This window comes from Pseudomonas sp. SCT (assembly GCF_003864275.1).
Taxonomy (GTDB): Bacteria; Pseudomonadota; Gammaproteobacteria; order Pseudomonadales; family Pseudomonadaceae; genus Stutzerimonas; species Stutzerimonas stutzeri_AE.
In genome coordinates this window covers 160,941-185,623 of sequence record NZ_BDJA01000002.1, presented here as the reverse complement: position 1 = coordinate 185,623, position 24,683 = coordinate 160,941, and the positions used below count along the sequence as shown (strand labels likewise).

Sequence of the window (24,683 nt, the reverse complement as noted above, 5' to 3'; positions counted from 1 at the left end):
CCCCAGCCGCCAACCTCCGCCGATCAAATGCCGCGCAAATCCCCGAGCCCAACCCCGCAGCCTGCCCGCGCCGAAGCCAAGGCGGTGCTGCATCCACGCAACCGCCACACCGGCCGCTACGACTTCCCCGCGCTGATCGCCGGCTGCCCTGAGCTCGCCGAGCATGTGATCATCAACCCCTACGGCAAGCAGAGCATCGACTTCGCCAATCCGGATGCGGTGCGGGTGTTCAATCGCGCGCTGCTCAGGCAGTTCTACGGAATCCAGCACTGGGACATTCCGCCTGGCTACCTGTGCCCGCCGGTGCCAGGGCGCGCTGATTACCTGCACGGACTGGCCGATCTGCTCGCGCAGAACGATGCCAGCGCCATTCCCCGCGGCACCGCCATTCACGCGCTGGACATCGGCACCGGCGCCAACTGCATCTACCCGCTGATCGGCCACCGGGAATACGGCTGGCGCTTCACCGGCAGTGATATCGACGCTACGGCTCTGGCCTCGGCGCACACCATCGTCTCGGCCAACGGCCTCGCCAAGGCCATCGAATTGAGGCAGCAGGCAGCGCCGAAGCACATCTTCAAGGGCATGGTGTTGCCGGAGGATCGGTTCGACCTGACGCTGTGCAATCCGCCCTTCCATGCTTCGCAAGCCGAAGCCAGCAGTGGCAGCCAGCGCAAGTGGCGCAACCTGGGCAAGCTCGACCCCAGCCGCAAGCTGCCCGCGCTCAACTTCGGCGGTCAGGCGGCAGAGCTCTGGTGCGAGGGTGGCGAAGCGGCCTTTGTCGCGCGCATGGCGGAGGAAAGCGCCCTGTTCGCCGGACAGGTCTACTGGTTCAGCACATTGGTATCGAAGGGCGCCAACGTGGCGCCGCTGGAGGCACGGCTGAAACGCCTCGGTGCCCGCCAGGTGCATACCTTGGACATGGCGCAGGGGCAGAAGAAGAGCCGCTTCGTTGCCTGGACGTTTCTGACCGAAGCTGAGCAGGCGACCTGGCGCGCCGAGCGCTGGCCGAAAGGGTGAGATTCAGGCAGGCGCCAACGGAGGGCGTTAGACCGCCACGTCCCAGAGCTGCTTGTTCTTCAGCGCCATGGTCTGGATATAGCGCGGTTCGCCGTTGATCTCTTCCAGTTCCGTCATCCCGGCCAGCTCGCCTACCACGCGATAACGCTTGCCTACACGCTTGTCCTTCAACGGATAGAGCTTGGCGATTTGTTGGGCGAGTTCGGTAAGGGTGGACATTGCTTGTTGCTCCATTGACTGCGTGCCGCAGGTATTTACCAACTGTTGATGACGGTTATGCGACAGCCGAGCCGTAGAACAGGACTCCCAGGCTGCCGCTTGTTCACAGGCGTACACGCACAAAAGCCGATAGCGTGCTGCTAAGAACCAGCGATTTGTTCTTAACTTCTTCTACGCCGCTTCGCTTTGGAGCAACGAATTTCGAATTGATTCCGTCACGTTCGTCGCTGTTCGCCGGCTACAGACGTGGGCATCGCAGCGGTAACCGCTAGCGGCGCGACCAGACAAGCCGGTCACGCTAAAAAGAAGGAATCTGGAGGTCGCGGAAGAATCGGCTTCAGCAGGTGCCAAGGCCCATCTGCAAAAGCGCCAGGCCGCCGCGCTGCCAGCCCCACCAGGCAAGTGCCAGCAGACCCAGCAGCGCCGCGCCGGCAATACCAAGCCAGAGCGGCTTCATCAGTTAACCTGCGCCTCGCGCAGTCGCTCGACTGGCTGCTCACGGATCGGCCAGTTGAGCACCGCTGCCATCAGGCTCAGCGCGATTGCGATCTGCCAGACCAGGTCGTAGCTGCCAGTGCGGTCGTACAGCCAGCCGCCAAGCCAGCCGCCGAAGAACGAGCCCAGCTGATGGAAGAGAAAGGCGATGCCGCCGAGCATCGACAGGTTGCGCACGCCGAACATGGTCGCCACGGTGCCGTTGGTCAGCGGCACCGTAGACAGCCAGAGCAAGCCCATGGCGATACCGAAGGCATAGGCGCTCCAGACACTCAATGGTGCCAGCAGGAAGATACTGATCACCACACCGCGAATCAGGTACAGCCCGGCCAGCAGCTTCGGTTTCGAATAGCAGCTGCCCAGCCAACCGGCGGTGTAGGTGCCGACTACATTGAACAGCCCGACCAGTGCCAGCACCGTGGTGCCGACCTGCGCCGGCAGGTGCTTATCGACCAGATAGGCCGGCAGGTGCAGACCGATGAAGACCACCTGGAAGCCGCAGACGAAGAAGCCCAGCGCCAGCAGACGGAACCCGGAATGCCCGGCTGCCTCGCGTAGCGCCTCGCCCAGTGACTGCTGCGTGCCGGGTGCCGCGGGCGCCTGCGCCGGGCTGCGCATCATCCCGGCAAGCGGCACGATCAGCGCGACCAGCAAGCCCAGCGCCAGCAGTGCCGACGACCAGCCCAGCCATTCAATCAGGCCGAGGCTGCCCGGCAGCATGATGAACTGGCCGAAGGAGCCGGCGGCACTGGCGATGCCCATCGCCATGCTGCGCTTCTCCGGCGGCACCGCCCGCCCCACTGCACCGAGGATCACCGAGAACGAAGTGCCCGAAAGTCCCAGCCCGATCAGCAGGCCAGCACTGAGTGTCAGGGTCGCCGGCGAATCGGAAAGCGCCATCAACGCCAGGCCCACGGCGTAGAGAATGCCGCCGATCAGCACCGCACGGGCCACGCCGAAGCGATCTGCCAACGCGCCGGTCACCGGTTGCACCAGCCCCCAGATCAGGTTCTGTATCGCAATGGCGAAAGCGAACACCTCACGGCCCCAGCCGAACTCGGCACTCATAGGCGGCAGGAACAGACCGAAGCCGTGGCGCACGCCAAGGGATATCGCAAGGATCAGCGAGCCACCAGCGAGAATCCAGGCAGAGTTGCGCCATGCAGCGGTCATGGGTGTCATTCCTCGAAGAAAAGGCGACCAGTTTACTCAGTTAAGCCTTTCTTTCGTCACCCCATGTGTCCGATCGGGTGCCCTCCGCTCTCGCGGAACGCTAAAGCGCCATCAACCCTACGGCCATCAACAACGGCGTCGCTACGCTGACCGCAGCGTTCAGTCCCAATGCCGGCAGCAGGCGTTGCGCCTGCAGCGGTTCGCGACGCAGCAACCATGCGGCGCGCAGGGCCAGCGGCAAGGTCAACAGACCGAGTGCGCCACCAACCAGACCGGGCTGTGCCAGCACAGCCAGAAGCACGCCGTAGGCCAGCAGCCACTGCACAAGCGCCACGCGCACGGCGTTGGCGCAGCCGATATGCATCGGCAGGGTACGCCGGCCGACAGCGCGGTCGGCATCAATGTCCGGAAACTGGCCGAGCAAAAGCAGGTTATTGCAGAGCAGCAAGGGCGTCAGGATCAACCACAGATCGCCGAGATCCGGCGCCCCGCCCAGAACGATGCGTGTACCCAGCACCATGAGCGCGAATCCCAGGCCCGGCGCGAACAGGCACAACCAGGGATGGCGGGTCAGCCAGGGCGTGTAAAGCAGCACCAGGAGCAGCCCCGCCAGACCGATCGGCGCCAGACTGAGCAACAGCTGCGGCTGGCGCAGCAGGAAGAACAGGCCGATCAGCGCGCAGGTCAGCAGGCTGCCGAGACCGAGCAGCAATGTGCGACCCAGCAGATGCGGATGGGTCACCAAGGTACCGCTGCCACCGCTGAATGCCGTGCGGCGGGTCTGCAGGTCCAGCCCACTGCGGTAATCACCCCATTCGTTGAGCGCATTGACTGCCACATGGGCGGCCAGGGCGCCGAGCATCACCAGCAGTGCATCACTGTAGGACATCGCTTCCGCGCTCCCGCGCGCTGCCAAGGCCAGCCCGAGCGCCACGCAGCTCAGCGTCAGCAGCAGGAAACGACCGCGCGCCACACCCAGCCAGTCCAAGGTTCCGCTCATCTACGCCTCCCGCTATCGTCTGGTGTACGGCAGGCTAACCCCAACGCCGCCAGGCGTCCTTGACACAGATCGACTCCGCCAGACCGCAGCTTCGGCTGCAGGCACGCACCACCCGCTCTCGGGTAAACTGCCCAACCTGTTGCATTCCAGCCGTGAGATCACCATGCCCATCCGCCACTGCATCGTCCATCTGATCGAGAAAAAGCCGGACGGCACCCCCGCCGTGCTCCACGCCCGTGACTCGGAGCTGGGCAACTCCCAGGCTATCGAGAACCTGCTGGCCGATCTCAACGAGAGCTACAACGCCAAGCAGGGCAAAGCCTGGGGCTTCTTTCACGAGGAGTCCGGCGCCTATCCGTTCAGCGGCTGGCTCGCGCAGTACATGGAAGGCAATCAGGACTTCACCGCATTCAGCCGCCAGGCAGTCGAGCACCTGCAGAAGCTGATGGAGGAATCCAACCTGTCCACCGGCGGCCACGTGCTGTTCGCCCACTACCAGCAGGGCATGACCGATTACCTGGCCATCGCCCTGCTGCACCACAGCAACGGCGTCACCGTTACCGACTCGCTGGACGTGACCGAAGCCCGGCACCTCGACCTCGGCCAGCTGCACCTGGCGACGCGGATCAACATCTCCGAGTGGCAGAACAACAAGCAGTCCAAGCAGTACATCTCCTTCATCAAGGGCAAGAACGGCAAGAAGGTGTCCGAGTACTTCCGCGACTTCATCGGCTGCCAGGAAGGCGTCGATGGCCCGGGCGAGACGCGCACGCTGCTCAAGGCCTTCAGCGACTACGTCGAAAGCGAGGACCTGCCCGAAGAAAAAGCGCGGGAGAAGACCAGCGCGCTGGTCGGCTACGCCAGCAGCCAGGCGAAGATCGGCGAGCCGATGTCGCTGGAGGAGCTGTCCGGGGTGATCGACGAGGAAAACCCACGCGCGTTCTACGAGCACATCCGCAACAAGGACTACGGCCTGTCGCCAGAAATTCCGGCCGACAAGCGCACGCTCAACCAGTTTCAACGCTTCACCGGGCGCGCCGAAGGACTGTCGATCAGCTTCGAGTCGCATCTGCTGGGCTCGAAGGTCGAGTACGACGAGGCGCGCGACATGCTGATCATCCGCCAGCTGCCGACCCAACTGAAGGACCAGCTCAAGCGGCGCAAGGACTGACCACGCCATGCGCCTGGCGGACGCCATTCTCGATGACTGCCTGTGCGACCCGGCGGCACCGCTGGGGCGTGATCCGGCCCGCTGTTACAGCCTCGACAAAGCACAGGCTCGGGCACAGCTGGCGAGCCTGAAGGACTGGCTGCGGGTGCAGCAGACCATGCTCTGGGCCAACCGCAGGGATGCGTTGCTGCTGGTACTGCAAGGGCCGGACTGCTCCGGCAAGAACGGCGTGATCCGCCGCGTGCTCGGTGGCCTCGACCCAATCGGGCTGTCGCCACACAGCTTCCAGGCGCCGAGCGCAGAAGAACGTCGCCAGGACTTCCTCAGGCGCTACCGGGAGCGACTGCCGGCGCCCGGCATGCTCGGCGTATTCAATCGCAGCTACTACGAAGCGCTGGTCAGCGATCTGCGTGATGGCCTGTGCACGCCCGCCGACATCCCGCAGCGTCAGTCCGCAATCCAGGCTTTCGAGCACGAGCTGCCGGCCACAGGCATCCAGCCGCTCAAGTGTTACCTGCAACTTTCGGCCAGCGAGCAGAAGCAGCGCTTGCATCGCCGTCTGGAGCAGCCGGAAAAACGCTGGAAGCTGACCCTCGGCGATCTTCGAGACCACCGCCACTTCGCCCAGCAACAGGCGCAATGGGCCGAGGTGCTGAGCAACAGCCACAGCCTCGAAACACCTTGGTACGTCATACCGGCCGATCACCGCTGGCTGCGCGACCTGCTCGTGGCCAGCCTGCTCGCCCGCGAATTCGAGCGCCGGGCGCTCGCCTGGCCGACACACCCGGCGCCATTCACCCATGCCGATCTGGACAGCACGCCATGAAGTGCCTCGCGCTGCTGCCGCTGCTACTTCTGCCGTTGCTGGCGCACGCGCAGCAAGGCGACCCGGCAGCGGAGCTGTCGGTGGACGAGGTCCGCTTCACGGTCGCCAATTCGGAATTCACCCTGATGCACGAGATGGGGCACCTGCTGATCAGCGAACTGCAGCTGCCGGTGCTTGGCCGTGAGGAAGACGCTGCCGACCAGCTGGGTTTCATGGGCCTGTTCCTGTTGCAGCAGGAACAGCACCGCGACGACTTCTACGCCAAGCTGATGGACGTCGCCGATTACTGGCGTCTGGAATGGCAGAGCGCCGAACGCAGCGGCACCGAAATTCCAGTCTGGGACAGTCACGCACTGGATGCCCAGCGCTTCTACAACATCGCCTGCCTGGCCTATGGCAGCGATCCGGATCGGCTCGACTGGGTACTGGAGGTCAGCGGGTTGCCGGTGGAGCGCGCGCTGTACTGCCCCGAGGAATACGCACAGGCGGCCCACGCGGTGCAGTGGTTTCGTGAGCATTTCGGCCGCAGCAACGAGCGACCGGCACGGCACCGCATTCGGGTGATCTACGACACGCCACCCGGGCATCTGCCGGGCGGTACCGAATTGCTGGAAAAGATTCGCGCCAGCGGCGAACTGGAGGCGGTCGCGGCCAAAGCGAGCGAGGCCTTCGAGCTACCCCGCGACCTGACCTTGCGCATGAGCACCTGCGGTGCTCCGGATGCCTGGTTCAACCGCATCAGCGGCGAGCTCACCCTGTGCTACGAGCGCATCGCCTACTTCCGCGACCTCGCTGCGGAACTGCCGCGGCTACGCCGCGAGTCAGCCCCGCCGCACTAGCTTTCAGCGCGCCTCGATCCGGTAGCCCACGCGCGGGAAGTGCACATGCACGACCCCAACACGATCATCGCTACGGCGCAGGATCAGCTCCTCGAGACCGGCAAATACCAGCTCGCCCTCGACCGGATCGGCGCCGTAATCCACTGCGGCGATCGCGACCTGCTGGCCTTCATGGAAACCGTTTGGCTCGGCAAAAGCCTCATCCGGCAGCGCGGCCGGCTCAGCCTCCAGTGCCATGCGCAGGGCGTCTTCAGCGGACAGCTCACTGCTCGAGCCATGCCCGACGCCGAGGACCTTGGCGAGCCAGGCGCTGACCTCCGGATAGGCATCCACCAGCGGCGCGGTGACCGGCGTGGCACGCAGGAACCAGAGGTAATGCGCGACGGAGAAGTCGGCGATCGATGGCGCCGCACCCAGCAGGAACTCGCCCTCCTCGCGCGCCAGCTGCTGCTGCAGGCGCCCCATAAAGGTCGGCCAATCATTCTTCGCCTGCTCCAGCGGAACGCGACTGACCGAGCCATTGGCGAACAGCTGCGCGCGGTCCTTGCTGAAGGTCTGAACGAACTCCTTGGGCACCTGGGCAAAGCGCACCGCCATGGACTCAGGCTGGAACACCAGGCTCACCGCATTCAGGAACAACACCGAGTCGGCCCACTTGGCCAGCGTCGCGGCGGCAAATTCCTGCCCCTCGGGAAACAGCGCCGGAGCGGCCTTCTCGGCTTCGAGGCGACGGGCAATCAACGCAGTATCGCAAAAGATATCGGCACCGACCTGCAGTACCGGGGTGCGTCGATAGCCCCCAGTCAGCGCGGTGAGATCGGGCTTGGGCATGACCGGAGGGATCATCACCGAGCGCCAGGACAACTGCTTGAAACCCAGCATCAGACGCGCCTTTTCGGCAAAGGGCGAGGTGGGATAGTGGTGCAGGATCAGCTCGTGCATGGCAGGCTCCGCCGGGTGTTAGGTGAGAACGGGACCGTCAGCTTAGACGCTCTGCCCAAGCGAGCCTACCGGCTGATTAACGCATCATTCACGCGAGCGGAGCGGCGAGGGCCACCAGGCGCTCCTTGGCACGCTTGTCCAATCGCTTGATGGCGATCTCCCGCCGCAGCGCATCGCCCTTGCTGGCGCAAGCCTCGACGTAGACCAGAGCCTGTGCCGGACTGGAATGGAAGAAGCGCGCGCCGCGCCCTCGCTGATGCTCGGCAAAGCGCCGTTGCGCGTCGTCGCTGATGCCGCAGTACAGCGCACCGTTGGCAGCGCGGACCAGATAGACGAACCAGGGTTTGGGCATCACCTCGGTCATGGAAAGGAAAGCCTCGATACAGCGGCAGATCGGGTCGGCATTATGCCCAACTCCCGCGCCACAGCCAGTCGCCAACAGCTCTGCCGTACATCGCCAACGCTGCTCGCTTAGCAGAGAGCCGGTTTGCTGTCCAGATATGGTGGCGGTTCGCCTTTGCGTATACTGCGCCGATGTTTGCCCAAACCGTGTTCCGCAAGCGCTGCGCCATCTGGCTGTTGGCGACCGGACTCTTCCTGATGCTCAGCAGCTGCGCCGAGAAGCCCAGCGAGCTGGAGCGTATACAGGAGGAAGGCGTACTGCGCGTGATCACCCGCAACAGCCCTTCTACCTATTTCCAGGATCGCAACGGCGAGGCCGGCTTCGAGTACGAGCTGGTCAAGCGTTTCGCCAGCAATCTCGGCGTCGAACTGCAGATTGAAACTGCCGACAACATCGAAGAAATCTTCAGCCGCCTGAACCGCCCCGGCGGTCCGGCTCTCGCTGCTGCGGGTCTGGTCGCCAGCGAAGGGCGGATGGAGCTCGCCCGTTTTACCCGTTCCTATCTCGACGTCACCACTCAGGTGGTCTACCGCAGTGGCCAGCGCCGGCCGACCAATCCGCAGGACCTGATCGGCAAGCGCATCCTGGTGCTCAAGGGCAGCAGCCAGGCGGAAAAACTCGCCTCGCTGCAGGCCGAGTACCCGGAGCTGCGCTACGAGGAATCCGATGCGGTGGAAGTGGTCGACCTGTTGCGCATGGTCGATGAGGGGCAGATCGACCTGACCCTGGTCGAATCGAACGAGATGTCCATGAACCAGGTGTACTTCACCAACATCCGCGCCGGTTTCGATGTGGGCGAGCAGAACAGCCTGGCCTGGATCGTCGCCAAGGGCGAGGACGACAGTCTGCTCAAGGCGGCCGACGCCTTCCTCGAACAGGCGCAGCAGAACGGCACACTGCAGCGCCTGCGCGAGCGCTACTACGGCCATGTCGACGTGCTCGGTTACGTCGGCGCCTACGCCTTCGCCAAGCACCTGCAGCAACGACTGCCGCGCTACGAAAAGGCCTTCCGCGAAACGGCCAAGCAACATGGCATCGACTGGCGTCTGCTCGCCGCGATCGGCTATCAGGAATCCCACTGGCAACCGGAGGCCACCTCCAAGACCGGCGTGCGCGGCCTGATGATGCTGACCCTGCGCACCGCTAACGCCATGGGCGTGACCAACCGCCTCGACCCGGTGCAGAGCATCCAGGGCGGCGGCAAGTACCTGGTCAAGATTCATACGGGCCTGCCGGAGAGCATCGAGGAGCCGGATCGCACCTGGTTCGCCCTCGCCGCCTACAACGTCGGTGGTGGTCATCTGGAAGATGCGCGCAAGCTGGCCGAAGCCGAAGGGCTCGACCCCAACAAGTGGCTGGACGTGAAACAGATGCTGCCGCGCCTGTCGCAGAAGCAGTGGTACAGCAAAACCCGTTATGGTTACGCCCGCGGCGGCGAGCCCGTGCACTTCGTGGCCAACATCCGCCGCTATTACGACATCCTTACCTGGGTGACCCAGCCGCAGATGGAAGGCCAGCAGCTCGCCAAGAGCGACCTGCACATCCCTGGCATCTATGCCACCGACCTGATGGAAGAACTGCCGCCGCTCTGACTGGCAGGCGGCCCGACCGCCTCACGGCCCAGCCCCGACGCGACGCAGCAGCGCCTTCTCGATTTCCAGAATCAGCAGCACCGCCACCCCGGCGAGCACCACCAGTACGCCGGTAGTCAGTGACAGCGCCTCGGAGGCGAACAGCGACTGCATGAATGGCGCGTAGGTGAACAGCAGCTGCAGCGCGAACACGCCGAACACCGCCACCAGCACCCGTGGCGTGCCCTTCACGCCTTGCACGGTGAAGGACGGTGCCTTCAGATAGCGCACGCTGAACAGATAGAACACCTCCATGCAGACCAGTGTATTCACCGCTACGGTGCGCGCTGCTTCGACTGTCGCGCCCTGGGACAGCATCCACTGATACATGCCGAAGATGCCGGCAAGAAACAGCGCCGAGACGAAGAAGATCCGCCAGATGACGAAGCGCGAGAGCATCGGCTCATCCGGCCGCCGGGGCGGACGCTGCATCACATCCGCCTCGGTCGGCTCGAAGGCCAGCACCAGCGCCAGTGCCACCGAGCTGACCATGTTGACCCAGAGCACCTGTACCGGAGTGATCGGCAAGGCGATGCCGAGCAGCACGGCAAGCAACAGCGACAGCGATTCACCCCCGTTGATCGGCAGCAGGAAGGTCACGGTCTTGCGCAGGTTGTCGTAGACCGTCCGCCCTTCTTCCACCGCATGGGCGATGGAGGCGAAATTGTCGTCCGCCAGCACGATCGCGCCAGCCTGTTTGGCTGCCTCGGTGCCTTTCATGCCCATGGCCACGCCGACGTCCGCCTGCTTCAGCGCCGGCGCATCGTTGACGCCGTCGCCGGTCATGGCGACCACCTCGCCGTTGGCCTGCAGCGCGCGCACCAGACGCAGCTTGTGTTCCGGGCTGGCGCGGGCGAACACGCGGGCCTCGGCGACGGCCTGGCGCATGGCCGCTTCATCCATCAGCTCCAGCTCCGGCCCGGTGATCGCCTTGATGTCATCGCCCATGCCCAGCTGTCTGGCAATGGCACTGGCAGTGACGCCGTGGTCGCCGGTGATCATCACCACGCGAATGCCGGCCGCGCGGCACTGCGCGACTGCGGTTATCGCCTCGTCACGCGGCGGGTCGATGATGCCGACCAGGCCGAGCAGCGTAAGGCCACTGGCGACATCGGCATGGTCGAGATCCTCCTTGTCGGCGGCCAGCCTACGCCGGGCCAGCGCCAGCACGCGCCGCCCGGCACGCGCCTGCGCCTCGATCTGCTCGTGCCAATGCGCTTCGCCCAGTAGACGCTCCTCGCCATCGGCTTCGAGCTGATACGAACACATCGCCAGCACTCGCTCCGGCGCGCCCTTGAGCAGCACCTCGCGCGCGCCTTCGCAGTCATGCAACGTTGCCATGAAGCGATGCTCGGACTCGAAGGGGATCACATCCAGCCGCGGCCGATCGACCTGCAGCAACGTCGGCGACAACCCGGCCTTCATCGCCAGGGTCAGCAACGCGCCTTCGGTGGGGTCGCCGGCCAGCACCCAGGCCTGGTCCTTCTCGTGCAGGCTGGCGTCGTTGCACAGTGCGGCAGCTTCGACCAGAGCGCGAGCGGCCGGCGAGCGCGCCTGCAGCAAGGCCGGCTCGACTATTGAGCCTTCGAACAGCAATGCACCCTGCGGCGCGTAACCGGCACCTTCGACTTCCACTGACTGGCCGGCGCAAATCACCTGCTGCACGGTCATCTCATTGCGGGTCAGCGTGCCGGTCTTGTCCGAGCAGATCACCGTCACCGAACCGAGGGTTTCCACCGCCGGCAGGCGTCGGATCACCGCATTGCGGGTGGCCATGCGCTGTACGCCGATGGCCAGGGTGATGGTCATGATCGCTGGCAAGCCCTCCGGAATCGCCGCCACCGACAGTCCCACCGCCGCCATGAACATTTCACCGGCGCCCATGCCGCGCACCAGGGTGCCGAAGAGAAATAGCAGCGCGCCGGTCGCCAGAATGACCATGGTCAGAATGCGACCGAACTCTTCCATCTTGCGCAGCAGCGGCGTGGTGCCCTGCTCTACCGATTCCAGCATGCGACCGATCCGGCCGATCTCGGTGGATGCGCCGGTGGCGACCACTACGGCGCGTGCCTGGCCCTGGGTCACCAGCGTGCCGGCATAGCCCATGCAGAGGCGATCACCAATCGAAGCATCAGCGGCCACGGCATCGACCTGCTTGTCGACGGGGACCGACTCACCGGTCAGCGCCGCCTCGTCGACCCGCAGATTGCGCGCCTGCAGCAAACGCACATCGGCCGGCAGGCTGTCGCCCGAAGCCAGCAGCACGACATCGCCAGGCACCAGATCGGCCGCATCGATATCCTGCTGACGACCATCGCGCAGCACCACCGCGTGGGGCGCCAGCAGATGGCGGATGGCCTGCAACGCCTTTTCTGCCTTGCCTTCCTGGACGAAGCCGATGACCACATTGAGCACTACCACCGCCAGGATCACGAAGGTGTCGACCCAGTGGCCCATCAGCGCGGTGACCAGCGCAGCGGCGATCAGCACGTAAAGCAGCACGTTGTTCACATGGCGCAGCAGACGCTGCCAGATGCTCGCCGGCTTGGCTTCGTCGAGCCGATTGGCGCCGTACTGGAGCAGCCGCTGCTGGGCCTGCTCATGAGTGAGGCCGGCACTCGAAGACTCCAGCGCTCGCAACGCCTCGTCGGTCTGGCATGCATGCCAACGGGTCGATCGGGTTTGCTGTTCGGGCATTGGATCCCCCTGCTCATTGATTCGACGCGGTCGAGCGCACCGGCAAAGTTAGTTCATAAGAGCCGAAATAGAGCCTTCGATGCCATCGCCGGGAAACGGCTTGCAACACTCAGGCAGCGGTCGAATGCCGCAGGCCGCGCGAGCATCCCGCAGACGCCACTGTCGCGCTATTCTTGCCGGCCAGTCATGACTACCGAGGACGCACCATGCAAAAAACCGTACTCATCGTCGGCGCTTCCCGCGGCCTGGGCCTTGGCCTGGCGAAGCAGTTTTCCAGCGCAGGCTGGCAGGTGATCGCCACGGTACGTGATCCGCAGCACGCCGACACGCTGCGCCAGATACCGCAGCTGCGCGTCGAAACGCTGGATATGGACGATGCGGCCAGCGTCGATCAGCTCGCCGGACGCCTGGCAGGTACCAGGCTGGATGTGCTGTTCGTCAACGCAGGCGTCGCAGGCCCGCAGAACAAACCGGCCACACAAGCCACGCAAGCGGAAGTCGGCCAGCTGTTCTACACCAACGCGGTCGCACCGCTGCGCCTGGCCGAGCAACTGCTGCCACTGGTGGAGACTGACCAGGGCATGATCGTCTTCATGAGCTCGATTCTCGGCAGCGTCGAGACCGGCCCGGGCATGGGCATGGACCTCTATGGCGCGAGCAAGGCCGCGCTGAATCACATGACGCGCACCTTTGTTGCTGGGTTGGGTGAAACGAAGCTGACCGTGCTGTCGATGCATCCGGGTTGGGTCAAGACTGACATGGGTGGCGACCAGGCACCGCTGGATGTCGAGACCAGCACGCGGGGGATGGTCGAGCAGGTTACTCGGGCCATTGGTCAGGGCGGGCATCGGTATCTGGATTACCAGGGCAATCCGCTGCCCTGGTGATCGCCGCGCGCTTTCATGGGCCTGACTTGTCTGCGGCAGGCTGAATTCGGTGCCGGATTCAAGACTGTTGCCACTAGCCAGGCCTTGGCAGCCCCTGTGACATTTCTTATCTTTTGGCCCGCGGCAGAGGCAGCCCCTCCGCCCCCCTGGATCAGCAGACAGGGCATAACTGAGCTGGCTACTCTGAACTCAACCCTTCAGGAGAAAGCCGGCCATGCCCGCTGACCGTATCTGGATCAAGAATCCCCTCGCTCTGTTCACCGCAAACGACCATCAGGCCCCCGGCGGACTGGTGGTCGAGAACGGCGTCATTGTCGAAATGCTCGCCGCCGGGGCCTCGCCCGCGCTGCCGGTGGACGAAACCTTCGACGCCCGCGAGCACGTGGTGCTGCCGGGGCTGGTCAACACCCATCACCACTTCTACCAGACCCTCACCCGCGCCTGGGGGCCGGTGGTCAACGAGCCACTGTTCAACTGGCTGCTGACCCTCTACCCGGTCTGGGCGCGACTCACTCCAGCGGCATTGCAGCTGGCGAGCAAGGTGGCGCTGGCCGAATTGCTGCTGTCCGGCTGCACCACGGCAGCGGATCACCACTACCTCTTTCCCGGCGGGCTCGAGGATGCCATCGACATTCAGGTCGAGGCCGTCCGCGAACTGGGCATGCGCGCCATGCTCACCCGCGGGTCGATGAACCTGTCCAAGGAGAACGGCGGTCTGCCCTGCAAGAGCGTGGTGCAGGACGCCGAGACGATTCTTGCCGACAGCGAGCGGCTGATCGATCGCTACCACCAGCGCGGCGACGGCGCGCAGATCCAGATCGCCCTGGCGCCCTGCTCGCCGTTCTCGGTCACCACCGACATCATGCGTACCTGCGCCGAGCTGGCCGAAGCACGCGACGTGCGCCTGCATACCCACCTGGCCGAAACCCTGGACGAGCAGGAGTTCTGCGCGCAGCGCTTCGGCATGCGCACCGTGGACTACCTGCAGAGTGTCGGCTGGCTCGGCCCGCGGACCTGGCTGGCCCATGGCATCCATTTCAACCAGGTGGAGATTCACCGCCTGGGCGCGGCCGGTGTCGGCATCTGCCATTGCCCGAGTTCCAACATGCGCCTGGCCTCGGGCATCTGTCATACCCTGGAACTCGAGGAGAAGGGCGCCATCATCGGCCTGGGCGTCGACGGTTCGGCCTCCAACGACGCCTCCAACATGATGCTCGAGGCGCGTCAGGCGCTGTTCATCCAGCGCCTGCGCTACGGCGCCGAGAAGATCCCCCCTCAGAAGGTCCTTGGCTGGGCCACCCGCGGTTCGGCGCACTTGCTCGGGCGCAGCGACATCGGCGAACTGGCGGTCGGCAAGCAGGCCGACCTCGCCCTGTTCAAGCTCGACGAACTGCGCTTCTCCGGCAGCCACGACCCTGTCGCCGCGCTGCTGCTATGCGCCGCCGACCGTGCCGACCGGGTGATGGTCGGCGGCAAGTGGCGCGTCATCGACGGCCAGGTCGAAGGCCTCGACGTGCAGGGACTGATCGCCGATCACCAGCAGGCAGCCCGGCAGCTGGTAAACGGCTGACTGGTAATGATCCAGGCTTGCACCAAAGCTGGGCGCCGTGGATTACTGGCGCACCAGCGCAAGCCTCGACTGGCCCCCCAGTCGAGTCGAAGCGGCCGCAATCCGGTACAACCAAGGTATCTGTCCAGTTGGTCAGCTTTTTGCTAACCAGCTATCAGCCAACACAGGCTCTGTAGCTAGACAAACAGGAGCGTCACCCGCCATGCAGAACAACTCACGGAAAACCCTGCTGCGCACACTCGCCGCAGCGATCGGCTTCAGCGCCGCACTGACGACCGCAGCGGCGTCGGCTGCCGATCCGTTGAAAGTCGGCTTCGTCTATATCGGCCCGATCGGCGACCACGGCTGGACCTACCAGCACGAGCAGGGCCGCAAGTACATGGAAGATAAGCTCGGCGACAAGGTGAAGACCAGCGTCGTCGAGAACGTGCCGGAAGGCGCCGATGCCGAGCGGGTCATCCGCAACATGGCCAAGAGCGACTACGACCTGATCTTCACCACCTCCTTCGGCTACATGAACCCCACACTGAAGGTCGCCAAGCAGTTCCCCAAGGTCACCTTCGAGCACGCCACCGGTTACAAGCAGGCAAAGAACGTCGGCACCTATCTGACCCGTTCCTATGAAGGCCGCTACGTCGGCGGTTTCCTCGCGGCGAAGATGACCAAGAGCAAGAAGGTCGGCTACATCGCCTCCTTCCCGATTCCGGAAGTGGTCCGCGACATCAACTCGATCCAGCTGGCGCTGGACAAGTACAACCCCGGCACCGAGATCAAGGTGGTGTGGGTCAACACCTGGTTCGATCCGGGCAAGGAAGCCGATGCCGCCAATGCGCTGATCGACCAGGGCGTCGACGTGATCTTCCAGCACACCGACAGCCCGGCACCGATCCAGGCCGCCGAGCGCCGTGGCGTCTACTCCGTCGGTTACGCCTCGGACATGCAGCACTTCGGGCCCAAGGCCGTGCTGACCTCCATCGTCAACGACTGGGGCCCGCACTACACCAAGTCCGCCGAAGCCGTGATGGCCGGCACCTGGAAATCCGAAGATTTCTGGGGCGGGCTGGCCCAGGACAGCATCAGCCTGCCGATCAGCGATCTGGTGCCGGCCGCTGTGAAGACCGAAGCCGAAGCGATCATCGCCAGCATCAAGAGCGGTGAATTCCACCCATTCACCGGCCCGATCAAGGACCAGGCTGGCGAAGTGCGCATCGCCGAGGGCGAGACCGCCAGCATCAAGGACCTCGCTTCGATGAATTACTACGTCGAAGGCGTCAAGGCTGAAATGCCGAAGTAAGCGTTACCCGCGCCGGTCCGGCCGGCGCACTGCGGAATCTGCGTGCCGTCCCGCCACCTGGCGCACCGCACGCAGGGGGCCTTGTCCTCGAAAGCCGCCGGTACGAGAAGACCGGCGGCGCCGTACCGGAGTCAGCCATGAATGCACTACCCATCATCGATATTTCCCCGCTCTACGATGCCGACGAAGCCGGCCATCTGGCCATTGCCGAGGCGATCGACCGCGCCTGCCGCGAGTGGGGCTTCTTCTATATCAAGGGTCATCCGATCAGCGCCGAGCGCATCGCCACGCTGAGCGAGCATGCCCGCCGTTTCTTCGCGCTGCCGGCCGAGCAGAAGCTCGAGATCGACATCACCAGGAGCCAGCACCACCGCGGCTATGGTGCCGTCGCCACCGAGCAGCTCGACCCGAGCCAGCCGTGCGACCTCAAGGAAACCTTCGACATGGGTTTCCATATGCCTGCCGATCATCCCGAGGTACTGGCCGGCAAACCGCTGCGTGGGCCCAACCGTCATCCGCTGCAGATCGAAGGCTGGACCGAGCTGATGGAGGGCCACTACCGCGACACGCAGGATCTCGCCTGCACCCTGCTGCGTGCCATCGCGCTCGCCCTGGGCATCGAGCGCGACTTCTTCGACAAGCGCTTCGTCGAGCCGATCAGCGTATTCCGCATGATCCACTACCCGCCCCGGCAGACGGCCACCAGCGCCGAACAACAGGGTGCCGGCGCGCACACCGACTACGGCTGCGTCACCCTGCTCTATCAAGATCAGGCCGGCGGCCTGCAGGTGCAGAACGTCAAGGGCGAATGGATCGATGCGCCACCCATCGAAGGCACCTATGTGGTCAACATCGGCGACATGATGGCGCGCTGGAGCAACGACCGTTACAAGTCGACGCCGCATCGCGTGATCAGCCCGCTGGGCGTGGATCGTTACTCGATGCCGTTCTTCGCCGAGCCGCACCCGGACACCGAAATCAGCTGCCTGCCTGGCTGCTACAGCGACGAAAACCCACCGAAATACCCGAGCACCACGTGCAGCCGCTACATGCTCTCGCGCTTTGCCGAGACCTACGCCTACCGACGGCAGGGTGAGGCCGAACCCGTCTGAGCGGGCTTTAATTGCAGTATGAAAACCTGGGCGAGCGCATCGATACATCTCGCCCGAACTGCGCGCACCTGCCGCATTGACTTTTGAGTCAGGAATTAGTTGACCGAAAAGTCAGATAGCGATAGTTTGCGTGTCAGAACAACAACAGCGGAGGCATCGCCTTGATCCAGTTTCTCCTCAATCGAGAATTGCGCAGCGAGCGCGCCCTCGATCCCAACACCACGGTGCTGCAGTACCTGCGCGAGCACCGTGGCAAGACCGGAACCAAGGAAGGCTGCGCCTCCGGTGATTGTGGTGCCTGCACCGTGGTGGTCGGCGAGCTGGTGGATGACCGCCTGCGCTATCGCACCCTCAACTCCTGCCTGACCTTCGTCTCCGCGCTGCACGGCAAGCAGCTGATCAGCGTCGAAGACCTCAAGGACCAGGGCGGGCTGCACAGCGTCCAGCAGGCCATGGTCGACTGTCATGGCTCACAGTGCGGCTTCTGCACCCCCGGCTTCGTCATGAGCCTGTTTGCCCTGCAGAAGAACGCCGGCGCGGTCAATGAATACGATCCGCACCAGACTCACGAAGCGCTGGCCGGAAACCTCTGCCGCTGCACCGGCTACCGCCCCATTCTTGAAGCCGCCGAACAGGCCTGCTGCGGTAAGCAGCCGGACCAGTTCGACGCCCGCGAAGCGGAAACCATTGCCCAGCTGAAAGCCATCGAGCCGCGTGAGACCGCCGAGCTGAACAGCGGCGACAAGCGCTGCCTCTCCCCGCTGACGGTGGACGATCTGGCCGACATCTACAGCGCCAACCCGGACGCCCGCCTGCTGGCCGGCGGCACTGACCTGGCCCTGGAAGTCACCCAGTTCCACCGCGAACTGCCGGTAATGATCTACGTCGGCCATATCGCCGAGATGAAAAAGGTCGAGGTAACGGACACCAGCATCGAGATCGGTGCAGCCGCACCGCTGACCGACTGCTACGCCGCGCTGGCCGCCGAGTACCCGGATTTCGGCGAACTGCTGCAGCGCTTCGCCTCGCTGCAGATCCGCAACCAGGGCACGCTGGGCGGCAACATCGGCAACGCCTCACCGATCGGCGACTCGCCGCCGCTGCTGATCGCCCTGGGTGCCGAAGTTGTCCTGCGCAAGGGCGCCAGCAGCCGCACCCTGCCGCTCGAGGATTACTTCATCGACTACAAGGTCACCGCACGTCAGCCTGGCGAGTTCATCGAGAAGATCATCGTGCCGCGCGCCACGCCGGATCGCCTGTTCCGCGCCTACAAGGTTTCCAAGCGCCTGGACGACGACATCTCCGCTGTCTGCGCCGCCTTCGACCTGCAGATCACCGATGGCGTGGTTGCCGATGCCCGCGTTGCCTTTGGCGGCATGGCGGCGATCCCCAAACGTGCCGCGGCCTGCGAGGCGACCCTCAACGGCGCGCCGTGGAACCAGCAGACCGTGGAGGCGGCCTGCGATGCGCTGGCCGAGGACTTCACGCCGCTGACCGACTTCCGCGCCAGCCGCGAGTATCGCTTGCTGGTCGCACAGAACCTGCTGCGCAAATGCTTCCTCGAACAACATGCTCCGAAGACCGAGACGAGGGTGACCGCTTATGTCTAACCACGTAACCACCCGCACTCAGGAAGAAATCGCGGCGCTGTTCACCCAGGACCTGGTCACCGGGGTCGGTCGCAGCGTCAAGCACGACAGCGCGCCCAAGCACGTCTCCGGCGAGGCGGTATACGTCGACGACCGCCTGGAATTCCCCAACCAGCTGCATATCTATGCGCGCATGAGCGAGCGCGCCCATGCCCGCATCGTCCGCATCGACACCGCGCCCTGCTACCAGATTCCAGGCATGGCCATCGCCATCACGTCGAAGGACGTACCGGGCCAGTTGGATATCGGCGCCGTATTGCCGGGTGATCCACTGCTGGCCGACGGCAAGGTCGAGTACATCGGCCAGCCGGTTATCGCCGTCGCCGCCGACAGTCTGGAAACCGCACGCAAGGCGGCCATGGCCGCGATCATCGAATACGAGGATCTGGAGCCGGTGCTCGATGTGGTCGATGCGCTGCACAAGAAACACTTCGTGCTCGACAGCCACACCCACCAGCGCGGCGATTCGGCGACGGCCCTGGCCAGCGCGCCGCGTCGGCTGCAGGGCTCGCTGCACATCGGCGGGCAGGAGCACTTCTATCTGGAAACCCAGGTGTCCTTGGTCATGCCCACCGAAGACGGCGGCATGATCGTCTACACCTCGACGCAGAACCCCACCGAGGTGCAGAAGCTGGTCGCCGAAGTGCTCGGCGTGCCGATGAACAAGATCGTCATCGACATGCGTCGCATGGGCGGCGGTTTCGGCGGCAAGGAAACCCAGGCCGCAGGACCTGCGTGCCTGTGCGCGGTGATCGCGCACCTCACCGGTCGGCCGACCAAGATGCGCCTGCCGCGCATGGAAGACATGACCATGACCGGCAAGCGCCACCCGTTCTACGTCGAATACGACGTAGGCTTCGACGATGACGGCCTGCTGCACGGTATCGAGATCGATCTCGCCGGCAACTGCGGCTACTCGCCGGACCTCTCCGGCTCCATCGTCGACCGCGCCATGTTCCACTCCGACAACGCCTACTACCTGGGCGACGCCACCATCAACGGCCATCGCTGCAAGACCAACCTGGCCTCGAACACCGCCTACCGCGGCTTCGGTGGCCCGCAGGGCATGGTCGCCATCGAGGAGATCATGGACGCCGTGGCCCGCGAGCTGGGCAAGGACCCGCTCGACGTGCGCAAGCGCAACTACTACGGCAAGACCGAACGCAACGTCACCCACTACTACCAGACCGTCGAGCACAACATGCTCGAGGAGATGACCGCCGAGCTTGAGGCTAGTAGCGAGTACGCACGCCGCCGCGAGGAAATCCGCGCGTTCAATGCCGCGAGCCCGATCCTGAAGAAAGGCCTGGCGCTGACGCCGGTGAAGTTCGGTATCAGCTTCACCGCGAGCTTCCTCAACCAGGCCGGCGCGCTGGTGCATGTCTACACCGACGGCAGCATCCACCTGAACCACGGTGGCACCGAGATGGGCCAGGGCCTCAATACCAAGGTCGCGCAGGTGGTGGCCGAGGTGTTCCAGGTGGATATCGAGCGCATCCAGATCACCGCCACCAACACCGACAAGGTGCCCAACACCTCGCCGACGGCAGCCTCCAGCGGTGCCGACCTCAACGGCAAGGCGGCGCAAAACGCGGCGCAGACCATCAAGCAACGGCTGGTGGAGTTCGCCGCGCGCAAGTGGCAGATCTTCGAGGAAGACATCGAGTTCAAGAACGGCCAGGTGCGCCTGCGCGACCAGTACATCAGCTTCGATGAGCTGATCCAGCAGGCCTACTTCGGCCAGGTCTCGCTGTCGTCCACCGGCTTCTACCGCACGCCGAAGATCTACTACGACCGCAGCCAGGCGCGCGGGCGGCCGTTCTACTACTTCGCCTATGGCGCGGCCTGTTCGGAAGTGATCGTCGATACCCTGACCGGTGAATACAAGATGCTGCGCAGCGACATCCTGCATGACGTCGGCGCCTCGCTGAACCCCGCCATCGACATCGGCCAGGTCGAGGGTGGCTTCGTCCAGGGTCTGGGCTGGCTGACCATGGAAGAGCTGGTGTGGAACGACAAGGGCAAGCTGATGACCAACGGCCCGGCCAGCTACAAGATCCCGGCGGTGGCGGACATGCCGCTGGATCTGCGGGTCAAGCTAGTGGAGAACCGCAAGAACCCCGAGGACACCGTGTTCCACTCCAAGGCCGTCGGCGAGCCGCCGTTCATGCTCGGCATCTCGGTCTGGTGTGCGATCAAGGACGCGGTGGCCAGCTTGGCCGATTACCGGGCGCAGCCGCAGATCGACGCACCGGCGACGCCCGAGCGCGTGCTCTGGGGCGTGGAGCAGATGCGCAAGTTGAAGCAGGCGGCGAGCAAGTCTGCGGCAACGCAAACGACTCCGGCCTGACGTAGGGTGGACAACGCTGTGCTTGTCCACCGTTAGCGCAACACGAATGTCCCGGTGGCGGCGCTTTGCACGCGCCACCGGGCGATACGAAGGACAGAACCATGAGCAACACGGTCTGGATCGACGCCCTCGCCGACCTGCAACAACAGGGCGAACCCTGCGTGCTGGTGACCATCATCGAGGAGCGCGGCTCCACGCCGCGCAATGCCGGCTCGAAGATGGTGGTCAGCCGCGAACGCCTGTACGACACCATCGGCGGCGGCCATCTGGAATACAAGGCGCAAGAGATCGCCCGCGAGATGCTGGAAAAGCGCAGCCGCGACACCCGCCTCGAGCGTTTCTCCCTCGGCGCCAGCCTCGGACAGTGCTGCGGTGGCGCCACGGTGCTGCTGTTCGAGCCCATGGGCCAGCCGCAGGCGCATATCGCCGTGTTCGGTGCCGGGCATGTCGGGCGCGCGCTGGTGCCGCTGCTGGCGAGCCTGCCGTGCAAGGTGCGCTGGATCGATTCGCGCGATAACGAATTTCCTGCCGAGATTCCGCGCGGAGTGGAAAAGGTGGTCAACGACGATGTGGTCGAGGAAGTGGATAACATGCCCGCCGGCAGCTACTTCATCGTCATGACCCACAATCATCAGCTGGATCTGGAGCTGACCGCCGCGATCCTCTCGCGCAACGATTTCACCTACTACGGGCTGATCGGCTCGAAGAGCAAGCGCGCCAGGTTCGAGCATCGCCTGCGCGACCGCGGCTTCCAGGCCGAAACGGTGCAACGCATGCGCTGCCCGATGGGCATCGCCGAGGTGAAGGGCAAGCTGCCGGTGGAGATCGCCGTGTCCATCGCCGGCGAAGTGATCGCCACCTACAACGCGAGCTTCGGTGACAAAGCAGCCGACGGTGAAAAACCGCTGCCGATGCTGGTCCCCGCGTCGCGCCGCGCCCGGACAAACTGACCACCCGACCTTGTGGCAGGCACGCCTTCCCCGCGGCCTGCCCATGTCAACGCATCACCTCACACAACGATTTTCGAGAGTCACCATGCCCAGCACCAAAGCCTACCGTGCCGCCCTGCTCCACTGCCTCGCCGACCCGCGCGACGTGGGCATCGAGCAATCCCATGAGTACTTCGAGGACGGCCTGCTGGTCGTCGAGGACGGCAAGGTCGCGCGCATCGGCCATGCCGCCGAGCTGCTGCCGACGCTGGCGGTCGGCACCGAAGTGGTCGAATACCCGGACGCGCTGATCACCCCTGGGTTCATCGACACCCATATCCACTACCCGCAGGTCGGCGTGATCGGCTCCTACGGCGCGCAGCTGCTCGACTGGTTGGAAACCTACACCTTCCCCAACGAAGGCCGCTTCAGCGATATGGCGCATGCCCGCGAGCAGGCCGAGCTGTTTCTCGGCGAGCTGCTGCGCAATGGCACCACCACCGCGCTGGTGTTCGGCACGGTGCACAAGCAGTCGGTGGACGCCTTCTTCGAGGCCTGCGAGAAGCGCAATCTGCGCATGATCGCCGGCAAGGTGCTGATGGACCGCAACGCCCCGGAGTTCCTCACCGACACCGCCGAGTCCGGCTACGCCGACAGCCGCGAGCTGATCGAGCGCTGGCACGGCAAGGGCCGCCTGCATTACGCCGTCACCCCGCGTTTCGCCCCGACCAGCACCCCGGAGCAGCTGACCCTGGCGGGCAAGCTGTTCGCCGAATTCCCCGACCTGTACATGCACACCCACATCTCCGAGAACAAGCAGGAGGTCGAGTGGGTCAAGGAGCTGTTCCCCGAACGCAAGGGTTACCTGGACGTTTACGACCACCACGGCCTGATCGGCCCGCGCTCGGTATTCGCCCACGGCGTGCACCTGTGCGACGACGAGTGCAAACGCCTCGGCGAGACCGGCTCGGCGGTATCGTTCTGCCCCACCTCCAACCTGTTCCTCGGCAGCGGACTGTTCGATCTGGCCAAAGTGGAAGGCTTTGGCGTGCGTGTCGGCCTGGGCACGGATGTCGGCGGCGGCACCAGCTTCTCGCAGCTCGCCAGCCTCAACGAGGCGTACAAGGTGCTGCAGCTGCAGGGCCAGAAGCTCGATGCGTTCAAGGCGCTCTATCTCGCCACCCTCGGCGGCGCGCGGGCGCTCTATCTGGACGACAAAATCGGCAATCTGCAGCCGGGCAAGGATGCCGACTTCGTCGTACTCGACTACAAGGCGACGCCGCTGATCGACTATCGCCTGAGCCAGGCGACGGCCCTGCAGGAAAAGCTCTTCGCCCTGATGATCCTCGGCGACGATCGCGCGGTGAAGGAAACCTACGCCGCCGGGGCCTCAGTGCATCGCAAGGGTTGCTGAACATCAGCTCGCGAACGTAATCATCAACAGTAGTTGATGCATGCCTGTTGAACGCGCGGATCGGGCAAGCGTGATCCACCCTACGGTTCGAGCCACAACCGCCCGTAGGGTGGATGTCGCTTTTTACATCCACCGTCGGATCGCACGGAGCTCACTGAACGCGTGGATCGATGAAGCGTGATCCACCCTACGGCTTCAATGCGGCCATCAAGGTGTCGAGGTTGTGCTCGAACATCCCAAGATAGCTGCTGGCCGGCCCTTCGCTGGCCAGCGCATCCGAATACAGCGTACCGCCGACCGTTGCGCCGGCCTCGTCGGCGATCTGCCGGATCAGTCGCGGATCACGAATGTTCTCGACGAACACCGCCCGCACCCCTTCGCTGCGAATCTGCCGGATCAGAGCCGCGACTTCGGCCGCCGAAGGCTCGTCGTGGGTGGACAATCCTTGCGGCGCGATGAATTCGAGCTGCCAGGCCTGCCCCAGATAGCCGAATGCATCATGACTGGTCACCACCTTGCGCTGGCTGGCCGGCAAACCGGCGATCTGCGCGTCGGCCTTCTTCAGCAATGCGTGCAGGCGGGTCAGGTAAGCGTCGCGGCGCTCGTTGTAGACATCCCGGTTGACGGGGTCCAGTTCGCCAAGTGCCTTGGCGATATTGCGCACATAGATTTCGGCATTGGTCAGGCTCTGCCAGGCATGCGGATCGGGCACCCGCTCGCCATCTTCATCCAACATCAGCGGAACGATGCCCGCGCTGGCATTGATGCGTTTTCCCTCGGGTTGGCTGCTGGCCAGCACGCGCTCCAGCCAGGGTTCAAAGCCCAGCCCATTGGCGACGATCAGGTCGGCACGCAGCAGCGCCTTGGCATCGTCCGGGCTGGGCTCGTAGACATGCGCATCGGCATCGGCGCCGACCAGGTTGGTGAGTTCGATATGGTCGCCGCCCACTTCGCGGGTCAGGTCGGCGAGGATGCTGAAGCTCGTCACCACCTGCAGTTTTTCAGCGGCTTGCAGTGAGAGCGGGAGCCACAGGGCCAGCACAAAAAGCAGGTAACGCATGT

At 64.5% G+C, this 24,683-nt stretch carries 20 protein-coding genes; 13 read left to right on the top strand and 7 right to left on the bottom strand.

What is annotated here, in order from left to right:
• Positions 1-27: 27 nt before the first annotated feature.
• Positions 28-1,020 carry a 23S rRNA (adenine(1618)-N(6))-methyltransferase RlmF gene (gene rlmF, locus BHD08_RS05245; RefSeq protein ID WP_015276109.1) on the top strand — a complete coding sequence of 331 codons (993 nt, stop codon included), beginning with the start codon at positions 28-30 and terminating at the stop codon, positions 1,018-1,020.
• A 27-nt stretch (positions 1,021-1,047) separates the two neighbouring features.
• On the opposite strand, the gene BHD08_RS05240 is transcribed toward rlmF, so the two are convergent.
• From BHD08_RS05240 to BHD08_RS05230, 3 genes are all read right to left on the bottom strand, one after another.
• On the bottom strand, positions 1,048-1,239 hold the full coding sequence (locus BHD08_RS05240) for a hypothetical protein (RefSeq protein ID WP_003298204.1): 192 nt from the start codon (positions 1,237-1,239) through the stop codon (positions 1,048-1,050).
• Positions 1,240-1,695: 456 nt separating this feature from the next.
• Positions 1,696-2,907 (bottom strand): MFS transporter, encoded by a 1,212-nt coding sequence (locus BHD08_RS05235; protein ID WP_015276107.1) that lies wholly within the window; start codon positions 2,905-2,907, stop codon positions 1,696-1,698.
• A gap of 100 nt (positions 2,908-3,007) precedes the next feature.
• Positions 3,008-3,907, bottom strand: a complete 900-nt coding sequence (locus tag BHD08_RS05230) for a prenyltransferase (protein WP_125021069.1) — start codon at positions 3,905-3,907, stop codon at positions 3,008-3,010.
• A gap of 163 nt (positions 3,908-4,070) precedes the next feature.
• Between BHD08_RS05230 and yejK the strand changes: the two genes are divergently transcribed.
• From yejK to BHD08_RS05215, 3 genes are read left to right on the top strand one after another with little or no spacing between them, the layout of a single operon-like run.
• Positions 4,071-5,078, top strand: a complete 1,008-nt coding sequence (gene yejK / locus BHD08_RS05225; protein WP_015276105.1) for a nucleoid-associated protein YejK — start codon at positions 4,071-4,073, stop codon at positions 5,076-5,078.
• A gap of 7 nt (positions 5,079-5,085) precedes the next feature.
• A complete protein-coding gene (locus tag BHD08_RS05220; protein WP_125021068.1) occupies positions 5,086-5,904 on the top strand; it encodes a hypothetical protein in 819 nt (272 codons plus the stop codon).
• Positions 5,901-6,743: a DUF4344 domain-containing metallopeptidase gene (locus BHD08_RS05215; RefSeq protein ID WP_125021067.1), complete on the top strand. Its 843-nt coding sequence runs from the start codon at positions 5,901-5,903 to the stop codon at positions 6,741-6,743. Before BHD08_RS05220 ends, BHD08_RS05215 begins: the two co-directional genes overlap by 4 nt.
• A 3-nt stretch (positions 6,744-6,746) precedes the next feature.
• Here the strand turns inward: BHD08_RS05215 and BHD08_RS05210 are convergent, their stop codons facing one another.
• Both BHD08_RS05210 and BHD08_RS05205 read right to left on the bottom strand, forming a co-directional pair.
• Positions 6,747-7,685, bottom strand: a complete 939-nt coding sequence (locus tag BHD08_RS05210) for a glutathione S-transferase family protein (protein ID WP_125021066.1) — start codon at positions 7,683-7,685, stop codon at positions 6,747-6,749.
• Positions 7,686-7,773: 88 nt separating this feature from the next.
• On the bottom strand, positions 7,774-8,049 hold the full coding sequence (locus tag BHD08_RS05205) for a GIY-YIG nuclease family protein (RefSeq protein ID WP_015276101.1): 276 nt from the start codon (positions 8,047-8,049) through the stop codon (positions 7,774-7,776).
• A 170-nt stretch (positions 8,050-8,219) separates the two neighbouring features.
• On the opposite strand from BHD08_RS05205, the gene mltF reads away from it, so the two are divergent.
• On the top strand, positions 8,220-9,680 hold the full coding sequence (gene mltF / locus BHD08_RS05200; RefSeq protein ID WP_015276100.1) for a membrane-bound lytic murein transglycosylase MltF: 1,461 nt from the start codon (positions 8,220-8,222) through the stop codon (positions 9,678-9,680).
• Positions 9,681-9,701: 21 nt separating this feature from the next.
• Here mltF and BHD08_RS05195 read toward each other — a convergent pair whose 3' ends face one another.
• Positions 9,702-12,416 (bottom strand): cation-transporting P-type ATPase, encoded by a 2,715-nt coding sequence (locus tag BHD08_RS05195; RefSeq protein WP_125021065.1) that lies wholly within the window; start codon positions 12,414-12,416, stop codon positions 9,702-9,704.
• 206 nt (positions 12,417-12,622) lie between these two features.
• On the opposite strand from BHD08_RS05195, the gene BHD08_RS05190 reads away from it, so the two are divergent.
• The 8 genes from BHD08_RS05190 (at position 12,623) to guaD (ending at position 23,621) form a co-directional block, all read left to right on the top strand.
• Positions 12,623-13,303, top strand: a complete 681-nt coding sequence (locus tag BHD08_RS05190; RefSeq protein ID WP_125021064.1) for an SDR family oxidoreductase — start codon at positions 12,623-12,625, stop codon at positions 13,301-13,303.
• A gap of 214 nt (positions 13,304-13,517) precedes the next feature.
• A complete protein-coding gene (locus tag BHD08_RS05185; RefSeq protein ID WP_125021063.1) occupies positions 13,518-14,873 on the top strand; it encodes an 8-oxoguanine deaminase in 1,356 nt (451 codons plus the stop codon).
• 202 nt (positions 14,874-15,075) lie between these two features.
• Positions 15,076-16,167: a BMP family ABC transporter substrate-binding protein gene (locus BHD08_RS05180; RefSeq protein WP_125021062.1), complete on the top strand. Its 1,092-nt coding sequence runs from the start codon at positions 15,076-15,078 to the stop codon at positions 16,165-16,167.
• Positions 16,168-16,304: 137 nt separating this feature from the next.
• On the top strand, positions 16,305-17,279 hold the full coding sequence (locus BHD08_RS05175) for a 2-oxoglutarate and iron-dependent oxygenase domain-containing protein (RefSeq protein ID WP_125021061.1): 975 nt from the start codon (positions 16,305-16,307) through the stop codon (positions 17,277-17,279).
• A 161-nt stretch (positions 17,280-17,440) separates the two neighbouring features.
• A complete protein-coding gene (gene xdhA, locus BHD08_RS05170) occupies positions 17,441-18,889 on the top strand; it encodes a xanthine dehydrogenase small subunit (RefSeq protein ID WP_125021060.1) in 1,449 nt (482 codons plus the stop codon).
• A complete protein-coding gene (xdhB, locus tag BHD08_RS05165; RefSeq protein WP_125021059.1) occupies positions 18,882-21,278 on the top strand; it encodes a xanthine dehydrogenase molybdopterin binding subunit in 2,397 nt (798 codons plus the stop codon). The genes xdhA and xdhB overlap by 8 nt, the downstream gene beginning before the upstream one ends.
• A 101-nt stretch (positions 21,279-21,379) precedes the next feature.
• Positions 21,380-22,228 carry a xanthine dehydrogenase accessory protein XdhC gene (gene xdhC, locus BHD08_RS05160; protein WP_125021058.1) on the top strand — a complete coding sequence of 283 codons (849 nt, stop codon included), beginning with the start codon at positions 21,380-21,382 and terminating at the stop codon, positions 22,226-22,228.
• Between the two features lie 85 nt (positions 22,229-22,313).
• Positions 22,314-23,621: a guanine deaminase gene (gene guaD, locus BHD08_RS05155; protein WP_125021057.1), complete on the top strand. Its 1,308-nt coding sequence runs from the start codon at positions 22,314-22,316 to the stop codon at positions 23,619-23,621.
• Between the two features lie 187 nt (positions 23,622-23,808).
• Here the strand turns inward: guaD and BHD08_RS05150 are convergent, their stop codons facing one another.
• Positions 23,809-24,681, bottom strand: a complete 873-nt coding sequence (locus BHD08_RS05150) for a metal ABC transporter substrate-binding protein (RefSeq protein ID WP_125021056.1) — start codon at positions 24,679-24,681, stop codon at positions 23,809-23,811.
• Between the last annotated feature and the right edge of the window lie 2 nt (positions 24,682-24,683).